Below are 11763 nucleotides of genomic sequence, written 5' to 3' on the forward strand. Positions count from 1 at the left end.
ACGCTCCCGCCGTCCTCACAACTGACGCGGCGATCTCCCTACACGCCGATCGGCCCCCTCTCCCTCCGGGAGAGGGCTGGGGTGAGGGGAAAGTCCGAGCGCTGATCTATCCCTGAACCGTAGGAGCGGACTCAGTCCGCGATGAACCCGGCGCAGGGCAAATCGCGGACGGAGTCCGCTCCTACGAAAGCCCTTACTTCCCCTGGACGGTCTTCACGTACAACGTCTCCACCTGCTCCCGCGCCCAGGGCGTGCGGCGCAGGAAGGTCAGGCTGGACTTGATGCTCGGATCGTTCTTGAAGCAACGGATATCGATGCGCTTGGCCAGCCCGTCCCAGCCGTACTGCTCGACCAGGCGGTTGAGGATGGCTTCCAGGGTCACGCCGTGCAGCGGGTTCTTCGGTTTGTCGGTCATGTCGGTGTCGTCACGCGGAGAATGCGCGGCACCTTAACACCAAGCCGTCAGGCCCGCAGCCCGGCCACCCCGGCGATGATCAGCGCCACCGACACCAGCTTGGTCAGGGTCAACGCCTCACCCAGCAACAGGAAGCCGAAGAACACCGTGCCCAGGGTGCCGATCGCGGTCCAGATCGGGTAGGCGATGCTCACCGGCAACTGACGCATCGCCAGGGTCAGGAAGAAGATCCCGCCGAACACCGCAACCACCGTCACGGCGGTGGGCAACGGCCGGGTGAAGCCCTCGGCGTACTTCATCGACACCGCGAACATCACCTCGAACACTGCCGCCACCATCAGCATCGCCCAGGCCATCACGCCCTCACCCACTCGCTCTCGGCGAGATCGGCCAGTTCCCGCTCGGCCTGCCGGTAGGACGCCTGGAAGGCATCGGGATTGCCCTCCTCGCCTTCGGCGGCGATAACCTTCACGTCCTCGATACCGAGGAAGCCCAGCGCCACGCGCAGCCAGGCGTCGGCATGATTCATCCACTCCAGTTCGCCGCCCGGGCCCATGCCGGCGCCGCCACGGCTGGTGACGATCAGCGCCTTGCGCCCCTTGAGCAACGGCTCGTATTCGGCCTCGCCGTCGTTCAGGTGCAGGTCGAAGGTGCGGCCGAGCCGGACGACCTGGTCGACCCAGGCCTTCAGGCCGCTGGGCACGCTGAAGTTGTACATGGGCGTGGAGATCACCAGCAGGTCATGGGCGAACAACTCGTCCACCAGTTCATCGCTGAGCGCCAGATCGGCCTGCATGGTCAACGGACGATTCTCCGGCTCCGGGTAGAACGCCGCAGCGATGAAGGCTTCGTTCACGTGGGGCAGATCGGCGCGGCCAACTTCGCGACGGGTGACCTCGGCCTGCGGCAGCGCGGCGAGAAAACTCTCCGCCAGGCGCCGGGAATGAGAACGCTCGGCACGCGGGCTGGCATGAATGGCAAGAATCCTGCTCATCTGTAACTCCTCAAGTGGGTATACACTGCAGAGGTCTCGAATCCACCTCTGCCTTGCCGCTAAAGCTATTTTCCGACGGCCTTGCGGACAACTGAGGGAAACTCCACCGAGATGAATCCAGCTCACCCATGGAGAGCATCATGTTCGCCAACCTGCCCCTTCCCGCCCTGCGCACCTTCGAATCCGCCGCGCGCCAGTTGAGTTTCAAGGCCGCCGCCCAGGAGCTGGCGGTGACACCCACGGCGGTGTCCCACCAGGTCCGCGCACTGGAGGACTGGCTGGGCCTGCCGCTGTTCGAGCGCCTGCCGCGCCAGGTGCGCCTGACCGAAGCCGGAGAACGGCTGTTCCGCAGCCTGCACGGCGCTCTGCTGGAGGTGTCGCAATCGGTGGACAGCCTGCGTCCGCAACGCAACGCCAGCAGCCTGACGATCTCCACCACGCCGGCCTTCGCCGCGCTCTGGCTGGTGCCGCGCCTGGGGCGCTTCTATGCCCGCCATCCGCACATTCGCCTGCGCCTGGACAGCCAGTGCGAACTGCTCGACCTGCAGCAGGACGCCAGCGTCGACCTGGCGATCCGCTACGGCTTCGGCGACTACCCGCGCATGCACAGCCAGTTCCTGCTGGACGAACGCTTCGCCGTGTACGGTGCGCCGGCCCTGGTCGCCACGGCAGACGTGGAGGTGCCGGAGATGATCAGCGTGCGCTGGCACAACTCCGAGCTCTACGAACGCGGCTGGAAGGCCTGGTGCAAGGTAGCCGGCGAGGAATGCCTGCTGGCCGACGCAGTGCAACGCGAGTACGACGAGGAGTTCTACGCCCTGCAGGCAGCCATCGCCGGCCAGGGGCTGGTGCTGGCCAGCTCGCTGCTGGTGTCCGAATGCGTGGAGAAGGGATTGCTGGCGCCCTACCGCCCCGAGATCAACGTGCCCGGCGCCCGCTATACCGCGCTCTGTGTACCGGGCCGCGAGCGCCACCCACCGGTCCGCGCCTTCCTCGACTGGCTGGCCGAGGAAGCGGCCCAGGCCGCCGATCCGCTGATCGACAACGCCGCCTGAGGCGGGTCGAGGCGTTTGCCGCTGCGCCCGCACAGGTGGGCGTTCGCCGTGCACGGTGCGGCGGCCGTGGGTAGAATCACACCCGCCGCATCCCCCATACCTATAACGATTCCTCTTTGCCCGCCCGCACTCCGCCCCATCGGCTCCGGAGCGCACCGCGCATGGCCGGGGACTCGGCCTGAGCCCCACTTCACCTCAGGATTCCCATGAGCACCACGCAACCCGCCCACACCGGCAGCTGGCTGAGCGTCATCGCCCTGGCCCTTGCCGCCTTCATCTTCAACACCACCGAGTTCGTCCCGGTGGGCCTGCTCAGCGACATCGGCACAAGCTTCGACATGCGCCCGGAACAGACCGGACTGATGCTCACCCTCTACGCCTGGGTGGTCTCCCTCACCTCGCTGCCGCTGATGCTGCTCACCCGCAATATGGAGCGGCGCCGCCTGCTGGTGGTGATCTTCTGCCTGTTCATCGGCAGCCACCTGCTCTCGGGTGTCGCCTGGAGCTTCAGCGTGCTGATGATCAGCCGCTTCGGCATCGCCTTCGCCCACGCGGTGTTCTGGTCGATCACCGCCTCGCTGGCAGTGCGCGTGGCGCCGCCCGGGCAGCAGGCGAAAGCCCTCGGCCTGCTCGCCACCGGCACCATCCTGGCCATGGTGCTGGGCATTCCGCTGGGCCGCGTACTGGGCGAAGCCATGGGCTGGCGGGCGACCTTCCTGGCCATCGCCGGCGTCTCGCTGGTGGTGGTGCTCTGGCTGGCGCGCTCGCTGCCGCTGCTGCCGAGCCAGAATTCCGGTTCCCTGCGCAGCCTGCCCGTGCTGCTGCGCCGGCCGGCACTCGTGTCGATGTACGTGCTCACCGTGCTGGTGATCACCGCGCAGTTCACCGCCTACAGCTATATCGAGCCCTTCGCGCGGGAAGTCGCGGCGCTGGACAGCCAGAAGACCACCCTGCTGCTCCTGCTGTTCGGCGGTGCAGGACTGTTCGGTTCGATCCTCTTCAGCCGCTACAGCGAGCGCTTCCCGCGCGTGTTCCCCTGCGCCGCCATCGCCGTGCTCGGCTCCTGCCTGTTGCTGCTCCTGCCGCTGGCGCATTCGCCGCTCGCGCTGCTCGGCCTGAGCCTGTTCTGGGGCGCGGCGATCCTCTGCTTCGGCCTGGCGCTGCAAGCCAAGGTGCTGCAACTGGCCCATGACGCCACCGACGTGGCCATGGCGATGTTCTCCGGCCTGTACAACGTCGGCATCGGCGGCGGCGCGCTGCTCGGCAGCCGCGTGGCGGCGGGCGTGGGGCTGGAGTGGATCGGCTATGTCGGCGGCGCACTGGCGATGGCCGGCCTGCTGCTCTGCCTGTTCGCCTGCTGGCGGTATGCGGCGGCGCTCAGCGGCGGGCACACCTCGCACTGAAAAAACGGCACACCTGTAGGAGCGAGCTTGCTCGCGAACCGCTTGACGCCGGAGCGGCAGGAAAATCCGTTCGCGAGCAAGCTCGCTCCTACGAAAAACAAAAAGGCCGCGCCCCTTTCGGGAGCGCGGCCTTCTTCATTCAGCGAAGACTCAGCGGCTCGTGGCCGGAGTGCCCTCGGGCAGATGCGCTTCCGCGTACTCGGCCTCGGCGGCCTCGAAACGCTGGATCATCGCCTTGGACGGAGCAGTGCCGATCAGGCTGAACACCACGATCGAAATGCTGGAGAGGATGAAGCCCGGAATGATCTCGTACAGGCCGAGCCAGCCGAACTGCTTCCACACGATCACGGTGACCGCGCCGACGATGATGCCGGCCAGCGCGCCGTTGCGGGTCATGCCCTTCCACAGCACGGAGAACAGCACCAGCGGACCGAAGGCGGCACCGAAGCCGGCCCAGGCGTAGGACACCAGGCCCAGTACGCGGTTTTCCGGGTTGGCGGCCAGGGCGATGGCGATCAGTGCCACCAGCAGCACCATGGCGCGGCCGACCCAGACCAGTTCCAGCTGGCTGGCGTTCTTGCGCAGGAAGGCCTTGTAGAAGTCTTCGGTCAGCGCCGAGGAGCACACCAGCAGCTGGCAGCTCAGGGTGCTCATCACCGCGGCGAGGATGGCGGACAGCAGCACGCCGGCGATCCACGGGTTGAACAGGATCTTCGCCAGCTCGATGAAGATGCGCTCGTGGTTCTCGCCCACGGCGCCAGCCAGCTCCGGGTGCGCCTGGAAGTAGGCGATGCCGAAGAAGCCGACAGCGACGGCGCCGCCCAGGCAGAGGATCATCCAGGTCATGGAGATGCGGCGGGCAGCCGGGATCGACTTGACCGAGTCAGCGGCCATGAAGCGCGCCAGGATGTGCGGCTGGCCGAAATAGCCCAGGCCCCAGGCCATCAGCGAGATCACGCCGACGAAGGACGCGCCCTTGAGCATGTCGAAGTTGGCCGCGTCCTTCAGCTCGATGGCGGCGAAGGTCGGCTCGACGCCACCGGTGGCGAACAGCACGATGATCGGGGTGAGGATCAGCGCGAAGATCATCAGCGAGGCCTGCACGGTGTCGGTCCAGCTCACCGCCAGGAAGCCACCAACGAAGGTGTAGGCGATGGTCGCGGCGGCACCGGCCCACAGGGCGGTCTCGTAGGACATGCCGAAGGTGCTTTCGAACAGGCGGGCGCCGGCGACGATGCCGGAGGCGCAGTAGATGGTGAAGAATACCAGGATCACCAGCGCGGAGATCACGCGCAGGATGCGGCTGTTGTCCTCGAAGCGGGTGCTGAAGTAGTCCGGCAGCGTCAGGGCGTTGCCGTTGTGCTCGGTGTGTACACGCAGGCGGCCGGCGACGAACAGCCAGTTCAGGTAGGCGCCGGCGATCAGGCCGATGGCGATCCAGCTTTCCGAGATGCCCGACAGGTAGATGGCGCCCGGCAGGCCCATCAGCAGCCAGCCGCTCATGTCCGATGCACCGGCCGACAGTGCGGTGACGAAGCTGCCGAGGCTGCGGCCACCCAGGATGTAGTCGGAGAAGTTGTTGGTGGAACGATAGGCGGCCAAGCCGATCAGAACCATGGCAGCGATGTAGATCACGAAGGTGATCAGTGTTGGCGTGTTGACGCTCATGGGGACTCCCCTACAGCTTGTTTTTATCCAGGCCCGCTGGGTAATGCGGACCCTTGACTGGCAGAAGGCGCGGTTGGCGCCGACCGGTTAGCGCTTGCTCACAGGCAAACCGGGGTGCGCGTGGCGCCAACTGGCACCGAACCGCTACGCATCCCGACGCAGGCCCGCCATCGTCCTTGCTGGCGCATTCCTGCGGCCGCCGTCTCACCACGGCGACCTTCGTTCCGCACCTAGCGGGTAAGCGCGGTGCTGGACGTTTACCGGGCAGCGCCCGGCGATCCTTCAGGCGCCGAGGCCGGCGCCTGCACCCCGATGAAGCCCTGCACGCCACACGATACGGGGCCTGCGGCGGTATTCACCGGAGTCATGCAGAACTGTGTTCACGCGCGCATTGAGAAGCGGCAGGGGTTGGCCGGCGCACGAGGGCGCGAATTGTACAGAAAGCAGGGGAGTCGATTGCGCCACTGGTCCGACCAGTGATGGCGCAAGGCCACAATCGGGCACCAGGGGCCGGACCGTGGAGGGCATGACGCGGCCAGGTGCAGGCGCGCGGACAAAATCGGTGATGGGCATGCTGCCCCTCCCGCGTATATCGAGCTGGATGTTGTTCTTGGCCTGACCGGGTTGCACCTTGGAACACCAGCAACGCGGTTGGCGGACTCTATGGGTTGCACCCATGGATTTCTTGCGAAAAACTCCGGATTTCTTGCAAAAGACTCCGACATCGACACGGCATCGGCTGACCATCTGGTCAGCAATGACGCCGATTCAGCCAGGGAATTCAGCTGCGGCGCAGACTGCCCGGGGTCAGTCCCAGGTAACGGCGCATGGTGGTGGTCAGTGCACTCTGGCTGGAGAAACCGCACTCTCCCGCCACCCGCACCAGCGGCAGGTCGCTCTCGCGCAGCAGACGCGCGGCGCGATCCAGGCGCTGACGCAGCAGGTACTGATGGGGCGTGAGACCGACCTTATCCTTGAACTGCGCATGGAACTGGCTGGGACTCAGGCAGGCGACCTGCGCCAGCTCCGCCACCGTGATGCGCCGGGCGAGATGTTCGCCGATGTAGGCATCCAGCCGCGCCAGGTCCAGCGGCCCGCCACGCGGTGCGGCCACTTCGCCGAACAGCCTCAGGTGCAGGGCGCGCAGCAGCACGCCGCCCAGGGCGCGGGCCAGCAGCGGGTCGTTGCCATAGCGGGCGATCTCCGCGCCGGCGTAGCTGAGCAGGTTCTGGAAGTCGGCATCCAGGGTCGGGTAGCGCGGTGCCTCGAACAGGCGCGCCAGCAGGTCACGGTCCTGTTCGCTGGTACTGGCCTCGTCGAGGTCGACGATCAGCATCCGGTTGTCGCCCAGGCCGGCGAACTCGTGGCCCACCTCTCCCGGCACCAGACAGGCGCGCATCCGGCAGACTTCGCCGCCCCGGCCCTCGACCTCGAACTCCGCGCGCCCACTGAGCGACATCACCAACTGGTGGTGGCCATGGGCGTGCTGATGGGTCTGATCGGACAGACAGGCGAGGCGGGTTTCGAACATGGCGCAATCTGATCAAATTTTGCGCATGTTACGTGAGTTGCACCTGCCTGCCCAGTTTCACCTCGTCGGGTTGCACCCGGTCAGCGCACGGCGCATGACTCAAGGCCGGCGCCCGGCGTAATCCCGGGCGAACTGCGCGGCGATCCGACCGGAGCGCGAACCACGATGAGTCGCCCAGCGGATCGCCGCCTGCTCCCACTCCGCCTGCTCCACGCCGCCCAGGCCGTGGTATTCGAGCCAGCGTGCGACGGCCTCCAGATACTGCTCCTGGCTGAAGGCATAGAAGGATATCCACAGGCCGAAACGCTCGGAGAGCGACACCTTCTCCTCCACCGCCTCGCCAGGGTGCAGCTCGCCGCTTTCGCCGCGCTGGAAGGCCAGGTTGTCTTCGGCGCGCTCGGCCAGCAGGTGGCGGCGGTTGGAGGTGGCGTAGATCAGCACGTTGCCGGACTGCCCGGCCACGGAGCCGTCGAGCACGGTTTTCAGGCCCTTGTAGCCGGTCTCGCCATCCTCGAAGGAGAGGTCGTCGCAGAACAGGATGAAGCGCTCGGGACGATGCCGGAGCAGGTCGATGATCTGCGGCAGGTCGGCCAGGTGTTCCTTGTCCACCTCGATCAGGCGCAGCCCTTCGGCCTGGAAGGCATGCAGGCAGGCCTTCACCAGCGAACTCTTGCCGGTGCCGCGCGCACCGGTGAGCAGTACGTTGTTGGCCGGGCGACCGGCGACGAACTGGCGGGTGTTCTGCTCGATCAGCGCCTTCTGTCGGTCGACGTTGCGCAGGTCGTCGAAGGCGATCAGTGCCGGCTCATGCACCGGCGTCAGGCGCGGCTGGCCCTGGCGGTACTCCCACAGGTGGGCGATGGCGCCCTCCTCCAGCGCCAATGCAGGGCATGGCGGCAGGGATTGTTCGAGCAGGCGGGCAATACGGGCCAGTTGCTCGGCAATTGCAGACATTTCAGTCATGGCGAAGATCATCGAAGCAGGAATGGGACTGGTCAGCAGCCTAGCGATGGACCAAAGTGGCCGTCTAACGATAAACAGGCAGCCAGATGCGCAAAAAGGACATCTCCGTCGATTCGGTGCCGAACCACGGGGACGAGCGAGCCGCCAGCCCGGTCGCCGCCGTCGCGCTCGACTTTCCCGACGGTCATGAAGTGCCCGCCCACAGCCATCACCGCGCGCAGCTGCTCTATGCGGTGCGCGGCGTATTGGTGGTGGGCAGCGCCAGCGGCCAGTGGGTGGTGCCGGACAATCGCGGCCTGTGGATACCCGCCGGCGTCGAGCACTGGACGCGCATGGTCGGCGACGTGCAGGTGCGCACCCTCTACGTGGAGCCGGACAGCGCCCCGCACCTGCCGCAGAGCTGCTGCGTGCTGGCGGTCTCGCCGCTGCTGCGCGAGCTGATCCTCGCCGCGCTGTCGATCAGTGGCGAGGTGACGCCGGACTCCCGCGACGGCCGAGTCCTCGGCCTGCTGCTGGACGAGTTGCGCGAAGAGCCCGTGCTGCCGCTGCACCTGCCTCTGCCGGCGCATCCGCGCTTGCGCACGCTGTGCGAGGCGATTCAGCGCCAGCCCGGCGAGAATACCGGCCTGGCCGACTGGGCCGGGCGGATGAACGTCGACAGCAAGACGGTGCAACGCTGGTTCCTCCGCGAAACCGGGCTGACCTTCGGCCAATGGCGCCAGCAGGCGCGTCTGCTGGCCGCCCTGGAGCGCCTGGCCCAGGGCGAGAGCGTGCTGAGCGTGGCGCTGGAAGTCGGCTACAGCACGCCGAGCGCCTTCAGCGCCATGTTCAGCCGCCAGTTCGGCCGGCCGCCCAGCGATTTCCTGCGGCCGCTAATCCGACGGTAAGCAATCTCCTGCAACATCCCCTCGACGCATCCACTCGAATCATGGGATTGAAACCCCGCCTCCGCTTCCCCATCTAGACTGTCATGTCCTATCAGTCAGGTGCCTCATGAGCGACCACGACGAGATTCACGATATCCATAGCGCCGAAGAGGTCAGCAACACCGGGCTGGTGCTGCCCGGGCAGAACCTGCCGACCACGGTCTATGTCATTCCGATCCACAACCGCCCGTTCTTCCCGGCGCAGGTGCTGCCGGTGATCGTCAACGAGGAGCCCTGGGCGGAAACCCTTGAGCTGGTGGCCAAGACCGAGCACCACAGCCTGGCGCTGTTCTTCATGGACAATCCGCCGGAAGACCCGCGCCACTTCGACCCCAACAGCCTGCCCGAACACGGCACGCTGGTGCGCGTGCACCACGCCAGCCGCGAGGGCGGCAAGCTGCAGTTCGTCGCCCAGGGCCTGTCGCGGGTGCGCATCCGCGGCTGGATCAAGCGCCATCGCCCGCCCTTCCTGGTGGAGGTGGACTACCCGCACACGCCCAGCGACCCGAGCGACGAGGTGAAGGCCTACGGCATGGCCCTGATCAACGCGATCAAGGAGCTGCTGCCGCTCAACCCGCTGTACAGCGAAGAACTGAAGAACTACCTGAACCGCTTCAACCCCAACGACCCGTCGCCGCTCACCGACTTCGCCGCGGCGCTGACCACCGCGCCCGGCACCGAGCTGCAGGGCGTGCTGGACACCGTGCCGATCCTCAAGCGCATGGAGAAGGTCCTGCCGCTGCTGCGCAAGGAAGTGGAAGTCGCGCGCCTGCAGAAAGAGCTGTCCGCCGAGGTCAACCGCAAGATCGGCGAGCGCCAGCGCGAGTTCTTCCTCAAGGAACAGTTGAAGATCATCCAGCAGGAACTGGGCATCACCAAGGACGACAAGAGCGCCGACTCCGACGAATTCCGCGCCCGCCTGGAAGGCAAGACCCTGCCCGAGCAGGCGCAGAAGCGCATCGAGGAGGAGCTGAACAAGCTGTCGATCCTGGAGACCGGCTCGCCCGAGTACGCCGTCACCCGCAACTACCTGGACTGGGCCACCTCGGTGCCCTGGGGCCTGCTGGGCACCGACAAGCTCGACCTGAAACACGCGCGCAAGGTGCTCGACAAGTACCACTCCGGTCTCGACGACGTGAAGGACCGCATCCTCGAGTTCCTCGCCGTGGGCGCCTTCAAGGGTGAGATCGCCGGTTCCATCGTGCTGCTGGTCGGCCCGCCCGGCGTGGGCAAGACCAGCATCGGCAAATCCATCGCCGAGAGCCTGGGTCGGCCGTTCTACCGCTTCAGCGTCGGCGGCATGCGCGACGAGGCGGAGATCAAGGGCCACCGCCGCACCTACATCGGCGCCCTGCCCGGCAAGCTGGTGCAGGCGCTGAAGGAAGTCGAGGTGATGAACCCGGTGATCATGCTCGACGAGATCGACAAGCTCGGCAGCAGCTACCAGGGCGACCCCGCCTCGGCGCTGCTGGAGACGCTCGATCCGGAGCAGAACGTCGAATTCCTCGACCATTACCTGGACCTGCGCCTGGACCTGTCCAAGGTGCTGTTCGTCTGCACCGCCAATACCCTGGACTCGATCCCCGGCCCGCTGCTCGACCGTATGGAAGTCATCCGCCTGTCCGGCTACATCGGCGAGGAAAAACTGGCCATCGCCAAGCGGCACCTGTGGCCCAAGCAGCTGGAGAAGGCCGGCGTGCCGAAGAGCCGCCTGTCGATCAGCGACTCAGCCCTGCGCGCGGTGATCGAGGGCTATGCCCGCGAGGCCGGGGTGCGCCAACTGGAAAAAGTGCTGGGCAAGCTGGTGCGCAAGTCGGTGGTGAAGCTGCTGGAAGACCCGGAGTCTGTGGTGAAGATCGGCGCCAAGGACCTGGAGGACTACCTCGGCATGCCGGTGTTCCGCACCGAACAGCTGCTGTCCGGCATTGGCGTGATCACGGGGCTGGCCTGGACCAGCATGGGCGGCGCGACCCTGCCCATCGAAGCGACGCGCATCCACACGCTCAACCGTGGCTTCAAGCTCACCGGCCAGTTGGGTGACGTGATGAAGGAGTCGGCGGAGATCGCCTACAGCTACATCAGCTCGCACCTGAAACAGTATGGCGGCGACACCAGCTTCTTCGACCAGGCCTTCGTCCACCTGCACGTGCCAGAGGGCGCCACGCCCAAGGACGGTCCCAGTGCCGGGGTCACCATGGCCAGCGCCCTGCTGTCCCTGGCGCGCAACCAGGCACCGAAGAAGGGCGTGGCCATGACCGGCGAGCTGACTCTCACCGGCCAGGTGCTGCCGATCGGCGGTGTGCGCGAGAAGGTCATCGCCGCACGCCGGCAGAAAATCTTCGAGCTGATCCTGCCGGAAGCCAACCGGGGCGACTTCGAGGAACTGCCGGAGTACCTCAAGGAAGACATCACCGTGCACTTCGCCAAGCGTTTCGGCGATGTGGCCAAGGTGCTGTTCCCGGGCTGATCGCCCAGCGTCTAGCTGGTCGCGGGCATGGCCCGCTCCTACACTCGGATTCAACCTGTAGGAGCGGGCCATGCCCGCGATGCTCTTGCTCCTTGTAGGGCGGATAACGCCTCAAGCGTTATCCGCCGTCTTGCTCGGGGTTCATGCGCCGCTTCGGCGTGTGCTGGGAGATTTTGTTTCGCCCCCTCGGGCGAGTTACTTCTTCCAAACGCCGTGTACGGACCGGGTACATAGCTGACAGGTGTGCGGGGACATGGTTGACACTTTCCGGCGAGCAGCCTTGTCGGGAATCCACACCATGCCCTGGAACACGAGAGATGCCATGAGCCTGAAAGAGGAAT

General features: G+C 66.3%; 10 protein-coding genes. 4 read left to right on the top strand and 6 right to left on the bottom strand.

Features of this window, described 5'->3' with window-relative positions:
• Positions 1–193: 193 nt before the first annotated feature.
• Genes J5M67_RS10620 through J5M67_RS10630 form a run of 3 tightly spaced genes read right to left on the bottom strand, consistent with a single transcriptional unit; the run spans position 194 to position 1409 of the window.
• On the bottom strand, positions 194–415 hold the full coding sequence (locus J5M67_RS10620; RefSeq protein WP_207885264.1) for a VF530 family DNA-binding protein: 222 nt from the start codon (positions 413–415) through the stop codon (positions 194–196).
• A 47-nt stretch (positions 416–462) separates the two neighbouring features.
• Complete coding sequence (locus tag J5M67_RS10625; protein ID WP_207885265.1) at positions 463–771, bottom strand: multidrug efflux SMR transporter; 309 nt, start codon at positions 769–771, stop codon at positions 463–465.
• On the bottom strand, positions 771–1409 hold the full coding sequence (locus tag J5M67_RS10630) for an FMN-dependent NADH-azoreductase (RefSeq protein ID WP_207885266.1): 639 nt from the start codon (positions 1407–1409) through the stop codon (positions 771–773). Before J5M67_RS10630 ends, J5M67_RS10625 begins: the two co-directional genes overlap by 1 nt.
• Before the next feature lie 140 nt (positions 1410–1549).
• Here J5M67_RS10630 and J5M67_RS10635 point away from each other — a divergent pair, with 140 nt between their 5' ends.
• Together J5M67_RS10635 and J5M67_RS10640 are read left to right on the top strand one after the other, a co-directional pair.
• Positions 1550–2464 (top strand): LysR substrate-binding domain-containing protein, encoded by a 915-nt coding sequence (locus tag J5M67_RS10635; protein WP_207885267.1) that lies wholly within the window; start codon positions 1550–1552, stop codon positions 2462–2464.
• A gap of 206 nt (positions 2465–2670) precedes the next feature.
• Entirely contained in the window at positions 2671–3867 is a 1197-nt protein-coding gene (locus tag J5M67_RS10640; RefSeq protein WP_207885268.1) for a sugar transporter, read from the top strand.
• A 150-nt stretch (positions 3868–4017) separates the two neighbouring features.
• Here J5M67_RS10640 and putP read toward each other — a convergent pair whose 3' ends face one another.
• The 3 genes from putP to J5M67_RS10655 form a co-directional block, all read right to left on the bottom strand.
• Positions 4018–5535 carry a sodium/proline symporter PutP gene (gene putP / locus J5M67_RS10645; protein ID WP_207885269.1) on the bottom strand — a complete coding sequence of 506 codons (1518 nt, stop codon included), beginning with the start codon at positions 5533–5535 and terminating at the stop codon, positions 4018–4020.
• A gap of 781 nt (positions 5536–6316) precedes the next feature.
• A complete protein-coding gene (locus J5M67_RS10650; RefSeq protein WP_207885270.1) occupies positions 6317–7066 on the bottom strand; it encodes an AraC family transcriptional regulator in 750 nt (249 codons plus the stop codon).
• A gap of 99 nt (positions 7067–7165) precedes the next feature.
• Entirely contained in the window at positions 7166–8029 is an 864-nt protein-coding gene (locus J5M67_RS10655) for an ATP-binding protein (protein ID WP_207885271.1), read from the bottom strand.
• Between the two features lie 86 nt (positions 8030–8115).
• Here J5M67_RS10655 and J5M67_RS10660 point away from each other — a divergent pair, with 86 nt between their 5' ends.
• Positions 8116–8916 carry a helix-turn-helix domain-containing protein gene (locus J5M67_RS10660; protein ID WP_207885272.1) on the top strand — a complete coding sequence of 267 codons (801 nt, stop codon included), beginning with the start codon at positions 8116–8118 and terminating at the stop codon, positions 8914–8916.
• A 106-nt stretch (positions 8917–9022) separates the two neighbouring features.
• A complete protein-coding gene (gene lon / locus J5M67_RS10665; protein WP_207885273.1) occupies positions 9023–11422 on the top strand; it encodes an endopeptidase La in 2400 nt (799 codons plus the stop codon).
• Positions 11423–11763 lie beyond the last annotated feature (341 nt).

This window comes from Pseudomonas sp. 30_B (assembly GCF_017491605.1).
Taxonomy (GTDB): domain Bacteria; phylum Pseudomonadota; class Gammaproteobacteria; order Pseudomonadales; family Pseudomonadaceae; genus Pseudomonas.